17 protein-coding genes and 3 pseudogenes are annotated in these 21,171 nt (G+C 38.7%); 8 read left to right on the top strand and 12 right to left on the bottom strand.

The window, feature by feature from the left end; all coding sequences use genetic code 11:
* Positions 1-433 precede the first annotated feature (433 nt).
* Both O9A_RS00010 and O9A_RS00015 read left to right on the top strand, forming a co-directional pair.
* On the top strand, positions 434-2,440 hold the full coding sequence (locus O9A_RS00010) for a M23 family metallopeptidase (protein WP_034457573.1): 2,007 nt from the start codon (positions 434-436) through the stop codon (positions 2,438-2,440).
* Positions 2,441-2,862: 422 nt separating this feature from the next.
* The gene (locus O9A_RS00015) at positions 2,863-3,084 is read left to right on the top strand and encodes a hypothetical protein (RefSeq protein ID WP_034457576.1); all 222 of its coding nucleotides are present in this window, start codon (positions 2,863-2,865) and stop codon (positions 3,082-3,084) included.
* A gap of 348 nt (positions 3,085-3,432) precedes the next feature.
* Here O9A_RS00015 and O9A_RS00025 read toward each other — a convergent pair whose 3' ends face one another.
* From O9A_RS00025 to O9A_RS00035, 3 genes are all read right to left on the bottom strand, one after another.
* Positions 3,433-4,854 carry a sensor histidine kinase gene (locus O9A_RS00025; protein ID WP_034457580.1) on the bottom strand — a complete coding sequence of 474 codons (1,422 nt, stop codon included), beginning with the start codon at positions 4,852-4,854 and terminating at the stop codon, positions 3,433-3,435.
* A gap of 225 nt (positions 4,855-5,079) precedes the next feature.
* Positions 5,080-5,634, bottom strand: coding sequence for an RNA polymerase sigma factor (locus O9A_RS00030; protein ID WP_034460115.1), 555 nt, complete (start codon positions 5,632-5,634; stop codon positions 5,080-5,082).
* A gap of 7 nt (positions 5,635-5,641) precedes the next feature.
* The gene (locus O9A_RS00035; protein ID WP_034457583.1) at positions 5,642-5,845 is read right to left on the bottom strand and encodes a NepR family anti-sigma factor; all 204 of its coding nucleotides are present in this window, start codon (positions 5,843-5,845) and stop codon (positions 5,642-5,644) included.
* Positions 5,846-6,011: 166 nt separating this feature from the next.
* On the opposite strand from O9A_RS00035, the gene O9A_RS00040 reads away from it, so the two are divergent.
* The 4 genes and pseudogenes from O9A_RS00040 (at position 6,012) to O9A_RS00055 (ending at position 9,489) form a co-directional block, all read left to right on the top strand.
* Complete coding sequence (locus tag O9A_RS00040) at positions 6,012-6,806, top strand: response regulator (RefSeq protein WP_034457585.1); 795 nt, start codon at positions 6,012-6,014, stop codon at positions 6,804-6,806.
* Between the two features lie 20 nt (positions 6,807-6,826).
* Positions 6,827-7,840, top strand: coding sequence for a sensor histidine kinase (locus tag O9A_RS00045; protein WP_034457587.1), 1,014 nt, complete (start codon positions 6,827-6,829; stop codon positions 7,838-7,840).
* 784 nt (positions 7,841-8,624) lie between these two features.
* Positions 8,625-8,986, top strand: a pseudogene (locus tag O9A_RS00050) (hypothetical protein); the annotation flags it as partial.
* Between the two features lie 53 nt (positions 8,987-9,039).
* Positions 9,040-9,489 carry a hypothetical protein gene (locus tag O9A_RS00055; protein WP_034457590.1) on the top strand — a complete coding sequence of 150 codons (450 nt, stop codon included), beginning with the start codon at positions 9,040-9,042 and terminating at the stop codon, positions 9,487-9,489.
* Here the strand turns inward: O9A_RS00055 and O9A_RS07855 are convergent.
* Positions 9,431-9,805 carry a hypothetical protein gene (locus O9A_RS07855; protein WP_154656351.1) on the bottom strand — a complete coding sequence of 125 codons (375 nt, stop codon included), beginning with the start codon at positions 9,803-9,805 and terminating at the stop codon, positions 9,431-9,433. The two genes, O9A_RS00055 and O9A_RS07855, sit on opposite strands and share 59 nt — an antisense overlap.
* 299 nt (positions 9,806-10,104) lie before the next feature.
* Complete coding sequence (locus O9A_RS00065; protein WP_034457593.1) at positions 10,105-10,842, bottom strand: DUF4167 domain-containing protein; 738 nt, start codon at positions 10,840-10,842, stop codon at positions 10,105-10,107.
* 793 nt (positions 10,843-11,635) lie between these two features.
* Here O9A_RS00065 and fdhE point away from each other — a divergent pair.
* Together fdhE and O9A_RS00080 are read left to right on the top strand one after the other, a co-directional pair.
* A complete protein-coding gene (fdhE, locus tag O9A_RS00070) occupies positions 11,636-12,577 on the top strand; it encodes a formate dehydrogenase accessory protein FdhE (protein WP_034457595.1) in 942 nt (313 codons plus the stop codon).
* Positions 12,578-13,066: 489 nt separating this feature from the next.
* A pseudogene (locus O9A_RS00080) lies at positions 13,067-13,575 on the top strand (integrase); the annotation flags it as partial.
* A gap of 535 nt (positions 13,576-14,110) precedes the next feature.
* Here the strand turns inward: O9A_RS00080 and O9A_RS00085 are convergent.
* The 7 genes and pseudogenes from O9A_RS00085 to O9A_RS00120 form a co-directional block, all read right to left on the bottom strand.
* Positions 14,111-14,554, bottom strand: coding sequence for a hypothetical protein (locus O9A_RS00085; protein ID WP_034457601.1), 444 nt, complete (start codon positions 14,552-14,554; stop codon positions 14,111-14,113).
* A gap of 1,051 nt (positions 14,555-15,605) precedes the next feature.
* A complete protein-coding gene (locus O9A_RS00090; protein WP_034457603.1) occupies positions 15,606-15,836 on the bottom strand; it encodes a hypothetical protein in 231 nt (76 codons plus the stop codon).
* Positions 15,837-15,903: 67 nt separating this feature from the next.
* Positions 15,904-16,532, bottom strand: a pseudogene (locus O9A_RS00095) (lysozyme).
* 335 nt (positions 16,533-16,867) lie between these two features.
* Entirely contained in the window at positions 16,868-17,131 is a 264-nt protein-coding gene (locus O9A_RS00105) for a hypothetical protein (RefSeq protein WP_034457608.1), read from the bottom strand.
* Positions 17,132-18,440: 1,309 nt separating this feature from the next.
* Positions 18,441-19,448 (bottom strand): phage tail protein, encoded by a 1,008-nt coding sequence (locus O9A_RS00110; protein ID WP_034457610.1) that lies wholly within the window; start codon positions 19,446-19,448, stop codon positions 18,441-18,443.
* On the bottom strand, positions 19,445-20,569 hold the full coding sequence (locus O9A_RS00115) for a tail fiber domain-containing protein (protein ID WP_034457613.1): 1,125 nt from the start codon (positions 20,567-20,569) through the stop codon (positions 19,445-19,447). Before O9A_RS00115 ends, O9A_RS00110 begins: the two co-directional genes overlap by 4 nt.
* Positions 20,566-21,024, bottom strand: coding sequence for a hypothetical protein (locus tag O9A_RS00120; RefSeq protein ID WP_034460120.1), 459 nt, complete (start codon positions 21,022-21,024; stop codon positions 20,566-20,568). The genes O9A_RS00115 and O9A_RS00120 overlap by 4 nt, the downstream gene beginning before the upstream one ends.
* Positions 21,025-21,171: the final 147 nt, after the last annotated feature.

A 21,171-nucleotide genomic window follows, 5' to 3' on the forward strand; every position in this document is an offset into this window, starting at 1 on the left:
TCATCACAACCGCTATATAGTACTCTTTCCTCTAAAGAGTCAATAGCATCTCTATAGCTTTTTTAGCATTTCTATAGCTTTTTTTAAAATAAATAATTCTTCCATAAATTGCAATCAAAAAGTGTTATTTTAAAAATACTACCATAAATATCTTTCTATCTTTCAACCAAAATACTGCTAGAGAGAGTACTCTTAGCCATAAAACCCAGGAATCACCCGTGCATATTTCGTACATGTTTGTTGTGCGATGTTCAGATCCTTTTTAACGCTGTTGTTGCTCTTCTTCTTTTCTTTGCTATTATGTTCGTAGAAAGCCATTACTCGATAAATAAGGGTTCGTTCTTTCTGTAAAATAATCAACTTCTTGTAGAAACACTCTAGGCTATGCAAATTTTTCATATTCGATATTTTAAAAAGAGTACAATAAAATTCCATGTGGGATGACAAACAACAAAAAAACGATCCCGGACTGGACCCTGCTATTGTGGTCAAACGCTTTCTGCCTGCTCATCGACAAGTTTCTGTTCGTTGGCTTACAGGGACAATTCTTACCGGAATCACTTCCTGCGTTCTTATGGGTATTGCGCTTTTTGCTGCCCTCGATGAACAACAACGTTTGGTAACACCCCCACAATGGTTTACGCCAACAAACCTCTCACAAACACAAAATCCTGATACCAATGGACATAAAAGAGATCGTATTGCTCAAACCCATGCACGGCAAAGTTTCGATAGTAAGCGCCAATTTGAATTATCAATTCTGCAAAAAAAGGGCGACCAAAAAGTTATTCAAACACAAAATTTTGAATGGATTCGAATGGCATTAGCCGAAGAGCGCCCCCAGAAATATAGCTATCCTAAATTTGATGCCCTAAATATTTTCGCTATTGATTCGAAAAATCAAGCCGCTATTCCACAAGACACCGGAGAAATTTATGCTGCAAAGGTAGAAACAAAAATAACCCTACGCAACCATAATTTTATCCTTGATCAAATAAACTTTGATGGCGCAGATACCCTCACAGATGATGAAGCACAACAAGAATTACAAAAAGCTGGATTTACTTTAGAAAAAAACCATGAGCTCCTTTCAATTCTCACACTGGTTGACCCTTTAAAATTAGAGAATTTATCCTCTAGCTCCCAATTTACAGATACCCCTGAGGTACGTATCATTCAAGAAAATGTAACCGTTTCCTCTCAAAATCACCGCATTGATCTCACCAAAAACTATGCTGAAGATATTATTCCTATTCATAAAAAACAAAAGATAATCGAAGCTTTTAAAGAAACCAATTACACAAAAGAGCAAATTGAACAGGTTGCAAAAACCTTAGCTCTGTTCAACCACTCTGAAACACTAAAAGCGGGAAGTCTTCTGCGTATTGGCATCGTCACACAAGCTGGAGAAGAAGATCACCTTGTGCGGGCAAGTATCTATCAGGGCATGTATCATGTTCTCACCATTGCTCTAAATGATAAGGGGAAGTTCGTTGAAAGTACAGAACCCCAAATGTCTCAAGCACTGAAAGCCGCTTTTCAAAATGGTATTCCGCATTCTTATATCAATACAGCACAGTTACCAACAGTTTATGATGCACTCTATAATGCTATACTAAGTCATAATATGTCACAATCTCTCTCGCGGCGTATCATTCGTTTACTTGCCACAAACGTTGATATGAAAAGTCGTATAGCACCAACCGATCAGCTCGAAATATTTTATGCCGTTCCACAACAAAGCGAAACAGGAAAAAACAACAAAGAAACGCCAAATGGCCAAAAGAGCCAAAAAGCCAAAGAATATTCGACCAATGCAGATCCTGAAATTCGTTATATCAGTGCTACTTTTGGCAACGCAACATATAAATATTATCGTTACCAATCAAAAGATGGCAGTATTGATTACTATGATTCAGAAGGAAAAAGCTCAAAACCTTTTTTACTCCGCAAACCCACTCCGAATGGCATCTTTGGCTCCCCCTTTGGACCACGCAAACATCCTATTTTAGGCTATATCCGCATGCACACAGGCGTTGATTGGGTTGCACCAAAAGGATCACCTATTATTGCTATAGGAGATGGTATTGTCATAAAAATGGGTGTCAGAGGTGGCTACGGCAACCATACAGAAATTCAACATCCCAATGGATATATCAGCAGTTACTCACACCAAAGTCGTTATGCACCAAACATCAAACCAGGTGTTAAAGTACAGCAAGGACAAATCATTGGATATGTTGGAACGACGGGGATGGCAACCGGTCCCCATTGTCACTTTGAAATTATTGTCAATGGCGTAAAAGTTGACCCCATGCGCATTCGTATACCTGACAGTAAAGCCCTAACCAATCAAGACCTACAAGCATTCTTACGCGAAAAAAACAATATTGATTCTTTGCTAAACAGCCCGATGAAACCATCAGAAGATACTTCTTAAACCATGCAGTGAAAACCTCTTGATCACTGGAAACAACTTTCTTTGAATCCTTTGTCAAAAAGGGACACTGTAAAAAATCTGAGAAAAAACAAAGCCTTAGCTTTTACCGTTTTCTCAACCTTTTTACAAAACCCTCACGAGTGGTGACAAGGTTTCTTATTAATTTCCTATTTCTTGAGACCGATTGTCGCAAAGTAATAAATTTTACTGAAGCGCTTCTCACCATTAGAGGTTGATATGGTGGAAAACCTCAACAGGTTTTTAAAGTGATTACTGTATTTGACGTTCCCTTATCATACGCATCACGCCAAGAATACATCTTAGCAGACTTGAGAGAGCAGTGTTTCATCCTCTCCTTCCTCTAAAGAGAAAGGATAAGAAAACGGAAAAGACTGGTAAAAAAGAATATTGATGAACAAAAAGTGAAAATCATTGACCAATTTTTAACGGTTGATGAGGATAACAATTCAGCACCCCTTCATTTTAAGGAAGATGAAATTACTCTAGAAATGCTTTGTAAAGGGAGAAAATACCAGAGCTTAAACATAAAATTCTTTGCCTTTTTTGCTTTTTGCCCATTTTTATCTTTTATAAATTTAAAGACATCTGTAGATAAAGATATCTCTTATGTCTTTGATTTATGATTGTTCGCTTATGTGGTACCTAAAAATATCTTTGTCAATGAAAACATCAATTGGACAGCAGGAAAACTTCAAAATTCAATTTATAAGAATACCAGCCCCCATGTTACGAAAACCTTTGCATTGATACAGTTTATAAACGCAGGTTATTTGACTTCTTTCTTCAAGAATTTTTCTCATACGCTAATTCGGCTTGTAATGTGTAATGAAATGGTTTTAGCGATTGAACATACACAGGTTTGAAATAAAAGAATCTTAATGTATTCGAGAATTCTCATTCAACATGAGAAACAATGAATTATTCTTATAAATCAATATGTTCCTATATATGCATTGCCTCTTTATTTAAAATCAAGCAGATGCTTCTTTTGAGGTGTTGGGGGTTAATTTTGGCAAAGGAATTACAATTTTTGTTCCTCCTAAAGCAGAAGTTTCAAAAAGTGGTTTCTCACCAAACTGCATACAAAGCTGTTCAACCACCACCCGACCAAGACCTGCTTTTTTCTCTAGCGTTTGGTTCTTCATACCCACGCCATTATCTTCCACAATCAGCATCAGTTGCCCATCTTTCTGAGGACCAAATGAGATGTAAATATCACCAGAGCGTTTATCAGGAAAAGCATGTTTTAAGGAATTTGTCAGCAATTCACCAAGAATAATGCCAAGTGTTGTCGCATCTCTTGAAGACAATCGACACTCTTTAAAAGAAGTATGAATAACGATATTTTCGCGCAATTCAAGAGGCATTGCCAATTCAACATCATGTACCACTGAACTGAGAAACTCAGCCAATAAAGTTGTTTCCATATCATCACTCAAACGCAAACGGCGATGTGCCGTGGAGATTGTCTGAATACGATCGCGTGCAGCACCAAGAACAGAACGCACTTCTTCATTGTCGCTGCGATTTAATTGGAGCCCTAGCAAAGAAGAGACCGTACCAAGAGAATTGCCAATGCGATGGCTCACATCTTGCAATAACATTTCAACACGTTGTCGTTCTTTCTCAGCGTGATTGCGTGCTTTTTCCAATTCTTGCGTACGTTCTTTCACCCTGGCTTCAAGAGCTATATTTTCACTATGAAGCAGCAATTGATACATTTTTAAAGAGCGTACATCACGGTGAAAACGATTAATGACAAAATAAGCCGACATAAAAGTACTCACGACAGAAACAATGGCCGCCAATGTTAAAGCAGCCCGCATCAGTGCGATTCCTTCGCGCTGTTTTTGCCGCACCACATCATCACCATTAATAAAGCTTGTCATCAATTGTGCTAAACGCGCTACTTGAATCTTTGGGATTTCAGAAGAAGATGGTTGAGAAAATTGATTAGGAAGTGCATCAAGAGCACGCATATGGTCATTCATAAAAGCTTTGCGTGCTTCAACTTCTTTTTTAAAAGAAGTAAACCATTCATACCACTGCGGATGTGCGTAAACAATAAGTTCAATATACTCGAGAATATCATCAAGATTACGAGCGGCATGTTCAAAGCGTGCTTTATCTTCTGCCTTATGGTTTTTTGCATAGCTACGGTCAGCTACGGCCATATCGATCAAACTAATAAGCACCAAATCAGCCTGTTCACGCAATTCTGAACTTGTATTCAACTGTGCGACTTCGCGATCAACAGCGTTTGAGAGTAACAAAATAAAAGCCGAAGCCAACAGAGCCATAATAAGAGAAACAATAATCGCCAACCAACGCCAACGCGATATTGTTGCATCAGAAGAGGGTATGTGAGGAAACAAATTCGTCTTTGTTGTCATAGAATTCCCATTGGCGAACCTGAAAATCGTCATTTTTCAGCGCAAAAGAGGGCGCCCTTATGGCATCATAGTGCAGCAAACCCAATAGAGAGTTCCTATAAGCTTCCTTTATTTTTCCCAAGGGTCACGTTAAACACCATGAATTTCTTTAGATGCTGACTTTACTTTAATAGCTATAAAGGGAATTAAAAAAACAAGACTCTTAAACATAATTATTATACTTTTTTAGCCGTTAAATGAACATAATGTGCTTCTAGCCGAATAAGAATCGGGACCATAATCAGATTCACCATCCACTTTGAGAAGTTCCTGTAAACGATTACGCGCTCGGCTCACACGGCTTTTAATTGTTCCAACAGCACAGCCACAAATCACCGCGGCATCTTCATAAGAAAAACCGGATGCACCAATCAGAATAATGGCTTCTCTTTGATCAGAAGAAAGTAGATTTAAGGCTTTTTTAAAGTCTTGCAAATCAAGCGATCCATATTGAGGAGGATGAACAGCCACATTTTCGCTAAATATCCCTTCGCTGTCTTGAACTTCTCTACCCCTTTTGCGCATTTGACTGTAAAATTCATTGCGTAAAATGGTAAAAAGCCAAGCTTTGAGATTGGTTCCCATTTCAAAACTATCCTGCTTAGCCCATGCTTTCATAATAGTATCTTGAACCAAATCCTCAGCTTTATCGTGCTTACTACTTAAAGAAAGTGCAAAAGCCCGCAGAGACGGTAGGATCAAAAGGAGTTCCTGTTTAAAGTCTTTCATACCCTTTGCCATAAAGGATTCAAACCTTTTCCACATTTTTTAAGCTAAATTGCTCTGCTTGCTCCAACCTATCCAAAAGTTCGAGCAAATGCGCAGGCAGTGCTTCTTCCTGAATTTCCAAGTAAAACTGGCGTAACTTCCGTGCTATTTCGCTATTGACACCGAGAAGATCCTCTCCAAACGTAAAATGATTGGTGAGATTTTTTTTATCACGGTCGTTCATTTTTTCCCCCCCTAATCCATATAATAAGTAGCAGCTAGAACAATTTTTCGCCCTGTAGTTGTAAATATGCTTGTATGTAAAAAGTTCCATACGAACAGAGGAACTTTTTCCTCTGTTAAGGATTTCGATCAACAAAGTGCTTCAAATGTCAAAGGAGTTAGAAATCATGTCATTATCAACGCGCATTGCACCGCATCTCCCTTATCTTAGACGTTTTGCCCGCTCTGTCACAGGCAGCCAATCCTCTGGCGATGCTTATGTTTCAGCGATGTTAGAAGCGCTCATTACGGATATTTCCATTTTTCCAAGAGCATCCAGTGACCGGATTGGCACCTATTGGCTTTTTTGCCACCTTTTTGACCAAACCACGCCTAATATCCCCGAACCATTGCCACAATTTGGTCTTGAACAAAAAACCAGTGCGAAATTATCGTATCTCACACCCCGAGCACGCCAAGCGTTTTTGTTGATTGCTGTTGAAGGGTTTAATGAAAAAGAAGCCAGTGAAATCATGAATCTGGATGCAAAGGAGTTCCGTAAACTTCTCAACCAAGCATCGCTTGATATTTCTCAACAAATTGCCACACAGGTTATGATTATTGAGGATGAACCTCTCATTGCAATGGATATTGAGCAAATGGTTGAAAGTCTCGGTCATCAGGTGGTAGGCATAGCTCGAACCCACAAAGAAGCTGTTGTCATGTATCATAAAGAAAAGCCACGGTTGATTTTGGCTGATATTCAACTGGCTGATAACAGTTCCGGCATTGATGCAGTCAATGATATCTTGCAAAATGATCGTATACCAGTGATTTTTATTACGGCATTTCCTGAAAGATTATTGACCGGAGAGCGTCCAGAACCAACTTTTTTAGTCACAAAACCCTTTAATCCTGATATGGTAAAGGCTCTTATTTCACAGGCTTTATTTTTTAAAGAGAATGCTTCTAAAGCTGCCTAGAAAAAATTAGCATCCTGACCATGATCATTACGCCTATTCCCAAGCATCCTGTAGAGAGATCACATCTAAGCGCTCTGATGCAAGCGATCCGTGGTGCTAATATTTGTGTTTTATACCAGACAACGAATCTGGTCTATTTATGGGCTGAAAACCTGCCACATCATTTGCACAGCAAATGGCGGATGGGCTGCCGTGACAGTGATTTTTTTTCGCTTGATCTTGCAGACAATATGGAAACCATCAAATTACAGGTTTTAGCCACGGGCAAGATGCAAACCATTGAAGCACGGTTTGAAGATATGGCCAAACAAGCCATTTGGTATAAATTTTCTATTGATTGCCACCACAACGATAATGGAGATATTATCGGTATTATCACCACTGGTGTTGATATTTCAGGATTACGCCGCCGTGAGCAAGTGCTAAAAATATTGCTTCGCGAAGTCAGCCACCGTTCTAAAAATCTTCTGGCTATCATTCAAAGCATTGCCAGTCAAACCGCACGCTATACTGAATCTCTTCAGGTTTTCTTACGCAAATTTCAAGGACGACTTCATTCTCTGTCACATTCTCAAGATCTGATCACCGCTTCCGATTGGCGTGGAGCCCAATTTCGCGAATTGGTTCATTCGCAAACTTTGGGCTATGTGATTAAAGAAACAGAACGCTTTTCACTGGAAGGCATAGATCCTTATCTATTTCCCAATGCTGCTTTGCACATTGGTTTGGCTTTCCATGAACTCATTGTCAATTCTCTTTCTTTTGGCGCTTTATCACAAGAAAAGGGAAGCGTCTGTGTGCGGTGTGAGGTGCACACAAAAATGAATGGAGAAACACAACTTCTCATCACTTGGAATGAAAATTTTGCAGCAGAGACTCCTCTCTCTAACCATAAAAAAGCTTGTTTTGGGAGTGCTGTCTTAGAAAAGATTGTCCCTGTTTCTGTCAATGGTTCGGCTTCCTTAAAACTGACCGAAGAAGGAATTATTTATTGCTTGTGGGTCCCTGACAGTTATTTTGACATCTTTTTTTAAAAAAACGTTTAAAACACTGGGAAATGAAAAAAACAAAACACCTGCTCCGCACAATTGTCTGAGAACCTTCATTTCTCACAAAAAAACATATTTCCCAACAACCAGCGTCTTGTAAGTCGAACCTCTCGCCTTTATCCTATCCCATTGAAACGCCCACGCTAAAACGAGCACACTGTAGAAATCCAATTCAAATAAACACATCCCCACACACGGTAAATGTATTATCTAACTGCATCATCACCTAGCATATGCCCATGTCTTCTTTCAAAGGCAGAGCATTTCCATTTTTTTACTGCTCTTTTTTTGATACATTGCTTTCACAAAAGATGAAGATTTGGTCCAAGATACTATTATGAAAGCATGAGCAAAAATAAACAGTGTCTTTTCTTATCTTCAGTGTTTATTGCATCGCATTCTTGCGCCTTATTTTCATCGTGATTCTCATCACAGCGAACAAATGGAACTTTACCAACTCTCTTATCACATAAGAACAAAAAAGCAAAAAATATCCATCATCCCACACTGTTAAGACGATAACATCACCACAAATGCTTAAACAGCGCTTTTTCATTTAAGCATTTTTCCTTGCTAAAGAGAGCACCCCCGCCCCAACATGATTTGTTTATCTTCACCCCAGAAAAAATACAGCCTAATCTTCCCACTGGAAACCAACACAACAGCCCATTGGAACCAAGAACCTTTAAGAACGTTTTGCCGTAAGAAAGCTCGCAAAAGTAGACAGATTATGTGCCCTGCTATCAACCTCTCATTAAGAAAGTTTTTTATGAATACCCTTGTTTTTATTCTCTTAGTGGTTTCATGTACAGATGATTTTAACAGCTGTTATTCTAACAATACAATGGCCACAATCTACCCAACAGCTGAAGCCTGTGAACAAGCTATGGTGCCTTCCACCAAAAAATTTGCATCCTATGGGCAACAAATCTTCGCTCAATGTACAAAGCTATATACAAACCTACACCGACAAGAAGTCAATCTGATCTGGTCTGTGACAAACCGAGGAAATTTCCTACTTCAAAGCCAAAACATCAATGATAACATGTCAACAGAAAACGAAGCAGATATCTTAACCACATCAACCCCTCTTCTACATCCCCCTCTATAAACTTCTTGCATAAATGCCTTTAAAAGCATAAGTCCATCGGACACTCAGAAAACAATTAATGGAAAAGTGCAGCATGGTGGATAATAAGCAGATTCATATTTCAAAAGACCATTGCATAGAGCAATGCGCACTGCCTCAAGAGCTCCCTTTAGACCCTACAGTAGAGCGCATCAGAAAAAAACTTATGCGTTTCATGATTATTTCCATTTCCATAACGCTCATGATAACTCTTGCTGTCTTATTTTTAGTTGCTTATAAAATGTTAGCAACAAGATCAACTTCCAAACACCTTCCTCAATTTTCCTCTCACAGCAAAAATCCAGAAGTTGCTTACCACACACTCTCTCTACCGAAAGGAACACAAATTCTGTCGCAAAGTCTTTCGGAACACAATATCGTATTGAAAATCTTAATGCCAGACAATCAAATAAAATTTATGGTTTACAATTACCATACCGGTGCACTTATCGCTGTTCTTTCTGTTGAAACAACACAGCCAAATATCGCCCCTCAGCCCCGTTAACACGGCAACACTGCCACAGACCCTTAAACAATGTTTTTTCGTTCAAACATTCTCCTCTGCCAAAGGGATTACGACAAAGTGACAACATGGTTTTCCCTATATTTCGCACCCAAGCAAAGGCAAAGACGTATCTTTCTCTGTCAGTTACAGCACCATTTTCTGATGCTGCCCATAAAAATCTAAAATGGGAAAATTCAAGGGATGATTCTTCTTGAACACGGACAGTGCGCTGACGTGAAGGTTGACGTGTTTTCTTGACAGGTTCAGGCTTTTCTCCCAAAATCCACTGCGCTTGGTCCGTATTTTCATCTGGCAAAGTACCTGCCTCTAGCGTCTCATACAGGCATATTCATTTTGAGTTTCTGCCCGCCGACCATTTCCATTTTTCTGCAGCTGTGTTTGTGACACACTGATATCACAGTGAACGACAGTGTCTTTTTTTGCATCTTCCACATTTATTTCATCGTATTATCGCGATTCTCATCACAACGAACAAATTGTGGCATCTGCTCAATCCTTTTTCTCTCATGATAATAACAACGCAACCCAATACTGCTTCCCCCGCCCCATTAACAAAGCATCATCGCCACGGGCTCTTAAACAGTGTTTTCTCATTTAAACATTTTTCTCTGCCGAAGAGGTTACTACCCGACGACGACGTGGTTTTCTCTGTATTTCTGCACCCAAGCAAAGCAAAGACGCATCTTTTTCTGTCGATGCATCGCCATTTTCCGATGTTGCTCGTGACAGTTCAAGGGATGATTCTTCTTGAACACGGACAGTGCGCCGACGTGAAGGTCGACGTGTTTTCTTGACAGGTTCAGGCTTTTCTTCCAAAATGCACTGCGCTTGGTCCGTATTTTCATCTGGCAAAGTACCTGTCTCTAGCGTCTCATCACAAGCATATCCATTTTGAGTTTCTTCCCGTCGACCTTTTCCATTTTTTTGCTGCTGTGTTTGTGATACATCGATATCATAGTGAACGACAGTGTCTTTTTTTGCATCTTCCGCATCTATCTCACCGTATTCTTGCACGTTGTTTTCGTCGCGATTCTCATCACGGCGAACAGATTGTTGCGTCTGCCCAACCGCTGCGAGAATAATACGCAAGTAGTGTTCAGCATGCTGCAGATAATTCTCTGACATAACGCGATCACCAGCACCCTGTGCATCACGCGCAAGACTTATGTATTTATCAGCAATTTGCTGAGCATTTCCGCGAATCTTAACATCCGGACCGCTACTTTCATAATTCCGAGACAACGGGTTAGGACCGCGACGATTATTATTATTGTTATTACCATTGCTGTTATTATTGCGACCGCGTGCCCGTCTATTTTGTTGTGGCCTCATCTTTATCCCTTTTGGAGTGTTTGTATGTCTTAATGACTTTTCCTCATCGCATTACTTTTCTATAATGCTGATCATGTTAAAAATACGGTTATCAGGCTATCCGCGTTTACTTCACTCAAATGATAATACCTACTGATATTTGATAAAGCATATATGTTTTGAAAATCACAAAAACAGCAGGGAAACCGTAAACCTAAAATTCCCTATTTCTCTGCTAACCAGCAAAAACCTAGTGATGTTCACATAAAATGCCAAGTGTTTTTTTTCAAAATAGATCATATTTCACTAAAAAATAACCATCTTGTGGAAAAATAATGAAAAATGAGAACAGACACACAAAGCTTCTGGCACAAAAAACACCTCTGCTAGAAAAAAATATCTGTTTCTCTTTCCCTTTAAAACCATCGATCCTAAAAAAACCGATACTTTCTACCTTTCGCGCACTTAGCTTACAAGCACTTGTACCCTTAGAAGTTATTGCACGAATGTATTTATTGATTATATAAGCATAACCTCTCTTTTACGCTAAAGCACCCCCCTTATGAAAGACAATTTTTAAGCGATACTTCCGCTTTACAAGACCTTTTCACATCTATAGCCTATAGATATAGATGAATAGAAAGCATTATTCAAGTACTATAACTATCATTGGATCTCTTTTCTTGCCAAAGCTAACCAAAAACACTGTAAATTTTTCAGTTCGGTAGATTTGGGTGAATTGTATCTATAATGGATGACAAACTCAACAGAAAAGCAAAAAAACTATAGAGCTTTTAAGAAAGAAACAAGCAACATGGCGCACACCTTAAAAACAAAGTTTATCAATAAGAATGGCAGAAAACACTCTTCTGTTTGTGTTATACTTCCTGATGAAAAAACTGTGTTTGCAAAACGCACGCAACGTTTTATACATTTAGCCAATGAGACGCCAAACAAAGAATCTTTGCTTTTTTTTGCACATTTTTGTAATGCCCAACAACAATCAATCGAAAAATTTAAAGATTTCGCCAGACCTCTTAGTCGTTTTGGAACAACTTCTACCTCTTCTTCTGCTTCTCCCACTTCTTTTGATCGCTCAAAATTGTTATCTTTGGGCTTGTATAGCAGTATTGTGAAAGATTTTCTGCAACGTCTCTCATCCCCCACGCTTTCTATCCGAGCCTTTTCGGCAACAAGGCACAAAGCTTTAAAACGCACGCATCAGCAAGAAGATCAATGGCGTTTGTGGGCAGAGAATCTGTTAAGCCATAGCCTTCCCCAACAACAATTAGCAGAACATCTTTTCATCATCGGCGCATTGCAAATTATGTATTCTCTTGCAGCTTCACAGCTTGATGGACAAAGCTTACCTCCACAACCAAACAACCTCTGCCCTGCTTGCGGGGGCACACATTCAGCCAGCATCATTATCGAGAAGGAACCGCGAAAAACCATACGAGTGTGTTCTTGCCTTTATTGCAACACCCTTTGGCGCACCCCGCAGTCCCAATGCACTTTTTGTGCAACAACGCAGAATATTTCCACCTGCGCTATAGAAAATATTCCCAACGATATTGTACTAGAAACCTGTAAAACATGTGGATATTATTGCAAACAATTCAATTCCCACCAAAATCCCACCTTGGATGTTTTTGCCGATGATATCAGCACACCTACACCCGATTTTTTGCAGCAAGGCTCTTTTCATTTCAAACACGGAAACTTCAATCCCTTTTTAGCAAAAAAGAGGAAATAATTTTGTTCTCAAACAAAGAACTTAATGGACAACAAGCCACATTAGCAACGACTGGAACAAAAAGCTGACACAAATCTCCGGACAGTTAACAAAAAAAAAACGCCGATCTCAACAGGTAGATATAACAAATACAAAGGCTCCCTTTACACCTCACTTGCACCCACAAGGAGCTCCAAATCTATCTTTACTGTCACAAGCAATAGGATAATTTTATGGTTTGATTGAAGTTCATCAGGTTAAAAATGCGCATGCTATCTTACCAAAACACCCTATTGATTTTTAAAGATAATTCATCATTTTGAAATGTGAATAAAAACCCTGAATATCGTAAGATTCTCTGATCTCAAAGCCTCTTATAGTGAATAAAGCAAAATCATTGGCTTGCATGTCACGAGCGAGGTTCGCATGTGGATGAAAACTCTTCAAGAAAAGAATAAAAATACTCCTTATGAACCATCTCAAGTGCCGAGGGCTGATGCAACATTTTGAGCTGGCAAAGAGAATGATGATGCCGGTTTTCTCCTTCATAAGTGCAAAGAGGATGGTTCACAATAGCTTTTACGATACCCCCTTCACAAGCACCGTCGTAAAAGGAGATTGTGGACATTAAGAGATATCTCTTAAAAAAACACGTGAATGCACAACACAATATTGTTCTGTTTTGCATTGAGGGTCTTGCCCCCACTAAAGAACGAGATAAACAAAAATGTGAGGCAATACACACTCTCCATTACTTAAAAGACAGTGCTCTGGATGCTCTTGCAAGCTGGAAAGCCGAATTAAAAGGAAATGGTAAGGCTGGAAACTGGTTTTCACTTTTACAACTTCATATTCTCCCTAAATTAGGCAGCCTACCCATTTCAGAGATTCGCCAAACAGAGATACGCAAGCCTCTTCTATCTAGTGGCATACAAAAGCTGCAACAACAGAGAAAGCACTTATCCATCTCAATCTTTGTCTTAAACATGCAGCTGTTGTTAGGTTTAGATATTGATTTATAAGCAACAGAAAAAGCATGCACTTTAAATTAGAAACAACAACTCCATAAAACGCATGAAATGAGTTGAGAAATCAAAGTAAAACACACCTCAGATCTAACGAACAACGTAGATTGCAATAACGATTGATTGTTGCAAAGTCTCGTGTGTTTTGGGAGGATAAAGACTTGTGAAGCGTGCTTGTTTATCCTGATCAGAAAATTTATTATCTTTCTTGTATGGGATTTTGCAGCAGCTTTTCATCTTTTTCTCAAACGATAGCTACATCTCTTTCTTTCCAAAGTACTCTATGATATCTTTCAAACAGTTAGAAAAAAGAAAGAATCCATTAAGCACTCATGATCACTTCAAAGTTGTCACTTTAAACAGGTTTGTTTTACAAAATGAGATATTCTTTCATAGAACAAACAAGCCTTTGAAAGAAAATAGTTTCCATCGCGATAGTCACATCCATTTTCATACATTTTTTTGCAGTAAGAGTACAACTTTTACCTTTTTTCACGCAACTTGCCGCCCTTTAAATTTGCTCATGAATTTAAAAGTGGTTGCGCGCCTTATTTTTTTCACCGTCTTTTTCATTGAGCAAACAGTCCTGTAAGAGAAAATAGTTTCCATCGCCTGGTCGCACCATTTTCATACATTTTTTCTTTGAAGTATCAGAAAGCGTATTCCACATTTCACGAATTGCAAAATAAGCTTCACTTTCCAAATAAAGACAGTGCTGATACGCTTCCTTTTTCATATCGGGCATCACTGAAGCAGCAATTTCTTTGCAATACACACGGTGATCAAAAACTGGAATAGTCAATTCAACAGGCACGTGTTGTGTTACTTGTTTGTTGGAAAAAAAATAACCGATAATTTTTACAACACCAAAACAAAAAAACACCACAAAAAAGAGCAGCATACAAACAAAAACGATCTTACGATATAATTTTTTAAAATAAGCTTTTTGCCTCGCGCGGATTCTTTTTTCCATAAAGACCGTATCCTTTGAATATCTCAAGAGAAGCTTTTTACAACAAAAAATGAGAGAAATATCAATGCACACCATACATGTTGTCGCCACACATGATCAATCTTTTCTGTAAAAATACGTTTTTTTCTTTATGCCATAAACGTTTTTATTTTCTTTGATATTAAAAAATCCTTGTCGATTTTTTTGTGTTGCCTTTATAAAAAGGGTATAGAGGTATTCTCCATAAAATTTTGGAGATGTAAAATCCCATACAAGAAACGTGATAAATTTTCTGATCAGGATAAATAAACACGCTTCACAAGTTCTTATCCCCCAAGACACACAGGACCTTGCAACAATCGTTATTGCAATCCACGCTGCTCGTTAGATCTGAGGTGTATTTTACTTTGATCTCTCAACTTATTTCATGCATTTCATTATTGTGAATGTGATTCTATTCTTTTTACCTATTAACGACTTAATTACCTCTCTTATATTTTTCAAAAACTTTATAGAAAAAAATCATCTCAATTATCTCTTCTTGAGACAACCCACTCAAAGCAGCTTTTGAGAGATTTTCTGAATTTCTTTAACGCTATAGCATTAATAACATGAAAAGCAATTTCCGTACATCTCGGCTGTATGATCATTATGCTTTTTACATTATCATATTGATTTATAAAGACAATTAATCGTTTTGAACGGTAAACGAGAACCCTGAATATCGTATGATACTCTTATAGTGAATTACTCAAAATCACTCGCTTGCACGTCATAAGAGGGATTGGCGTGTAGGTAAAAACTATTTAAAGAAAGGAATTTAAAATACCTCTCATAAACCGTCTCAATGCAAGGGCTAGTGAACTATTTTGCGCTGGCACAGAAAATAATGGTGCCGACTTGCTCGTTCATAAGCGTAAAAAGAGGATAGTGCACAATGAGCTTTTACAGTAAAATCGTTCACACACACAAACAAAAAAAAGAGAATTTTTCACCTCCGTGGTGGTATTGAGTTCTTCTCCCTCCCTTAATAATTCATAATATCCTTGCTTTTAACCAAATTGATCTATTGCTAAAATCCAGGGTGATAAGAGTTTTTTTTAATCAAAGAAGCAGATCTATGAATAATCAAAGATTTATTCATATCACGCAAGAGAGCAATACATTTGTCTAGCACCTCATCAAGCCCTATCAAGAGCAAGAAAGAAGCAGAAAGAGATAAAATTTCCTTCATCATTTTATCACGATTTTGTAAGATTGAAACAGCTTGGATCAAAGTTGTTATGCTCAAAGAAGCATCCATAAAAAAAGCTGCTCAACGCAGCGTCAAGCATAAAGACGACAAGAAAGCTCTCATAGAGAGAAAAAAATCACGAGTACTCTTCTCTCATCTGATAGACAGACATCCCAATAGCAGTGATTGTAGCCAAAACCATAACCACAACTAAAGCCCATTGTATAGGTCCCTGTCCCGTTAAAATCCCTGTTAATCCTGAAAATGAACCAAGGATTGGCGCTAAAACTTCTATCTTCCCCAAAAGGCTTTCTAGGCGTTTTGACTTGTTGATAATTGGAAGCAATATAAGCACCCTTAGCCTACAAACCTGCTTCAGAATCTCGGCGATCACAAGTCTCTGTAAGCGTTTCCTTCCTGCTCTGGTCCATTTTTGCAATTCAGTCGGCATAGCTTCATACTTCCCTTTATTAAGTTTTTTAGGAGTTTAGAATTGCAAAAAGTTTCTTATTCCAATATTACAGCAAAAAGGTATAAGAGCAGAAAACTGCTCATCGTTTAAGGGCTGCTTCACCATTTCTTCGACAGTTTTTTCAAATTGTACGAGATCTTTTTGCAACAGAGTTTCCGCTTCAGCAACAGTAATCTGCGTTCCTTCCTGCACAAGAGGATTGCCCACTCTTGGGCGGTGTGTCCATAACCAATTGTCTACACACCAACGGCATCTTGATAAGCATGCAAATGGAGCCCTTCCCATTGTTTAATGAGTGTAAGTCACTCTTTTGAAATTTTTCGCATTTTTAAAAACTCCTCAAATCACCTAAGAATATAAAAATAAAATTGGAGCATAAGCCATGACGATTACTTACAAAATACTCATCTCCAGAAACAGCCTCATAACCTGCCACGGATTACTTTTTCCTCTCTCTTGTATATTTTATATGTAGTGCAATAAATGATATGCTCCTTTCAGCGAGCGATAGGCTTTCTCCTCTAGCAAATAATCGGCTTTTTCAGTGAGTAATAGATTTTCTTTAGCTCCTGATAGACACACTTTTTCAGCTACTTTTGTTGCATAATAATCTGTTTCACTGTTTTTGCTAGCCTTCTTTGGCATCTCGTTGAAATTTAAGATGTTCAAGATCTTTGAGAATCACTTTCAATTGTTGTTCCAAAGCATCCATACGCTGTAAAATTTGCGTAGTATTTTTAACTTGTTTTTTTTCAAAACATCCGATGGTTTGGTGCATTTGCTTTAACAGTGCATTTAAAGGGGCATGGCCCATTCTTCCGCTAGCGTAAAGAACCACACGAATATGTTCAGGATCATCAATATCAGCAATAGAAAATGGGAAAAGTGCCATTGCATTCTCTCCTTTTACTGAACTCTAGAGCAGCGATATTGTTAGATTTCAGTACATTTTTACCGACAAACTTTTGCACCGTGCAAAGCCCCTCAAGATGGCCCCCCAAGGCAGAACCATTGAAAAAATTTAGGAAACCCGAGCAAAAAATCATCACAAGACAGCGTCTTTTTTCTCTCACTCGAAACGGATGAGCTCCCAATCTAAAACCTTATCCTCTAGAACACACTCGAAACAAAGAATACCTTCCCAACAAAGTTGGTCTTATTATCCACCATCGTCTAAGCACAAAGACATTTTTCCGCAAACCAGCCCTTTAAACTTAACCTCTAGAATCTAGCCCCTGTAACGCACCCACTAGATCTAACCGACAGAGAATCCAGACTGGTAAAATTCCAACTCAGACGGTCACATCTCCACAAATGATTCAACACCACTCTCTCACTTGAACATTTTCCTCTGCCACAGGTTTTACCACCTAACGTTAACGTGGTTTTCTCTGTATCTCTTCACCAAAACACAAGCAAAGTGGAATCGAGCTCTTTGGAAACCAACCAACTAGAAACCAGTCTACGCCCCCCCAAAAAAGAAATGCTCCAAAACCTCGCAGGTCCACTCCATCACCTACCATCTTTTACAAATAACTTTTCTGGTCCTCATATTCCTCGTAAGCCAATTTTCAGCAACCAAAAGCAAAATGTCATAAGGAAAAGCTTTTAGAGCACACACGCCCACCATAGGTTGGTGTCATAATAAATTGGTCATAGATAAAAGCCATACAATTTTTTTTTGCACACCTTCCTTCTTTATCAAAAAAGACAGAGCATTGTTATTCCCTATTTTCTTAAACCATGGCAAACTTGAAACAACACAGAAAGTCTTTCATCAATAAATGTCACTTCTACCAACTGAACAAAGATGCATATAAATTTTAAACGCACCTTTACGCATGCTATTTTTCTTAGCCAATTTTTCGTATATTAAAGACAAAATAATGCTCCCTTAACAAAAAGAGGAAGCGCTTACAAAAAACAAAAGCACTTGTACTTTTTTCTTGTCAGCCGATGGGAGAAAAATGGCAAAGAGATCAAGAAACAGATCCAAACGCTGGAAAACACCCCACACAGCCCTCACTTCTCTCTGCACAGAAGCATTGAAATACCTTCAAGACAAAGTAAACGAAAGATGCATTTTTTCTTAAAATCAAGCGCTTGCCATTAAATTTAGTGCACGACATATTTTCAATTTTTTAATGCACCTTTTATGCCAAAGCTCTTGCAACAATTGAAATCTACAAGAGTTTCAATTTTCACACTTTGATAGCATAAACAACAGCCACATTGACGGGGCGCGTTTCATGCCCACCTGTTTTTTCCAAAAAAATCTGATGATCATGCTCTCCTTCAAATTCTGTTAAAGAATTTTGGGAATCGTATCCATAGGCATAAGCTTTCCACTCATCCAAATTGCGCTGTACAACCACGCTTTTAAACCCTTTAAAACCATGCTGGTGCTTACCGGTGGAATTTGTTTTTCCTTCATGGGTATGGGCTTTAAAAGACTCTTCTTGCCTACTTCCCAAAAGACGTCCTTTATCAATTTCTTTTCCACTATCGAGTCCCCGCAAAAACATTCCACGCAAATCAGGCACATTAAATGTTGTTTGCCCATCACCTTTTCCCCATATTTCACCGAGAACAGCAAAGAGGCTTGCATATGCGTTGCGCGAATATTCTTTCCCATCGCAAAGAAGCCAACCCGTTGGAATTTTTTCCGTAGCAAAAGTCCCAATAAAACCTGATGAAAAACTTTCCGGCAAAGGGGGAAAGGAGGGGATTTCAGGAAATCTGAGTGTAGGATTGGTTAAAAACCAACCATCCGCATTTTTTCCAGCAATATCACAAACGTAAACGAGTTCATAAAGGCCGCCCCTTTGAATTTCCCCGCCCTTTAAAGGCACTATACCATCATCGTGATTTACCATATAAACAGGCCGTGAGAACAATTGATTTAAGGCAACATTTGTCATTCCCTTATTCACCTCTTGTGCTTTAAAGCGCACAACAATCCCACCCATATAAGCCTCAAGAGAAGACTTTGTCATCAAATGGATAGATGTTCTATTCTTCTCCTCATCGAGCATAAACTGCGTCTCAATCACCCCACCATTATCTAATAAATATTCTTTGATGCGTTGCATCATCGCCCGCGCACTATCATTGACCGAACTTGGAGGCTGTCCTTCTGCCCAGTTTATACTCTCATCAACATAAGCATTTTCAGATGCAGTAAGCGACCAATCATAAATCGAACTCATAGAATATATCCTTTTTGCAAAAAGCAAAAACGTGCAAAGAGAGCAGAAAAGAAAGCAGAAATTCTTTTTTTAGGTGCTGGTATTTTCTTCATTTTCAAGCCGATTTTGTCATAATCGACATGCAACAATTTTGTTTTTGCATTAACAAAAACAGCCTCAGGCTTCAAACACAACACTTCTTGGGCAAGAACGCCACGATAGCGTTGCGGATCTCCTTTATAATTAAAGACATAAAGTGAATAGCCATTTTTTTCGCCCACAGGGACGATATTTTCTTTAGCTCTCATATCACAAAGTCCTAAGACTCCTCCCATCAATCCAAGCACTTGCTGTGCATCACGCAACGGATCTTTTGTAACGGAAGGCATTTTTGTAGATTTTCCTGATATTGTTCCATAATTTCCAGCGGCTTGCGTACCCACACGCAACAAGCGTTCTAATTGGTTCCAAGCTTGATTATCTTGTTCTGTCCATTTTTGGCGTTCAGTATCTAAGGCATTTTGCCGGTTAACATCTTGAATGAGACCACCTTTCAAAGCATTGTTTTGTGCATTACTTTGCCCTTGATAGTAGTTATTTGCCGCATTCACTTGATCATACAAGGAGCGATCAATCATCTGATTAGCATTCACCATATTATGAATATCTTGATTATATTGCTGTGCAGCAGCGTTTGTTGCCAATGCACCAAGCTCATCAGCAAGCACCCCGGTATGCGCACCAGAACCATAGCGACCAGCTCCCGCCATAGATTGATTAATAGCATCGGAAGTTTTACTTAAAGCATTTTGCAAAGCAGCATTAAATTTACTATTATTTCCAATCCAATCACCCTTAGCCATACCAAGAAGATTCTGAGCACTTTGGGTTGGTGTATTAAACCACTGTGTCAATGCGGGATTATTATACTGACCAGCAACCTGTTCTAAACCGGTAAGAGCATTCTTTGTCATAGTACCAAGCCCAGCGATGCGTTCTCCTTGATAAACATTTCCACCAATTCCTTTATTATAAAGATCAAGTGCTTGGCTACTTGCTTTTTTAAGGATATCAGCTGCCCAAGCAGGTGGTGCATTTGTTTGTGTTGTTGTTTGCACTTGAGGTTTTGTTTTTCTACTCATGGAACGAGAACCTTTCTATAATGAATAAGATTACGGAAATATCCGTGATGACTAAGCATTTTAGACCATCCAGGCCTTCCAAACATATGCATTTCCTCAGCATGAATTGTTCGCGCCCATTCTTCAACCTTATCGATCAATTTGACCAAATCCAGCCCTCCCTCTCCCGCCAAATCTGAAAGGATGACGCGTTTTTTTCCCGTATGGGTTATTTCAACTTTGGTAATCGCAAAAGCACTAAATTGGGTTTTATTTTTAAAGGCTAACCACAATTGTGCTTGTCCTCTCACCAGTTCTTCCGCAATTGTTGCCAAATAAACATCATCAGGAAAGCGCTGAGCGTATTTTTTCAGTGCGGCATTGATAGCCTCTTGATAACGTGCAACTTTTTCCCATGACCATTGCTCTGTAAGATGAACAGAATAAGAATTTTGTCTCTCGCAACGCCGTTTCATAACTTTGGCTTTTTCCGCTTTTTCGCTACGAATCTTCCAGCCTTTCACAGCAAATCCTCAAAAAATATTCATTTTTTCCGCAGCATATAAGGGCATTACTTGTTTTTTATAATAAGCCATTCTAACACATTATTTTTGACGTTATAA

It is taken from the genome of Bartonella koehlerae C-29 (genome assembly GCF_000706625.1).
GTDB classification, from domain to species: Bacteria; Pseudomonadota; Alphaproteobacteria; order Rhizobiales; family Rhizobiaceae; genus Bartonella; species Bartonella koehlerae.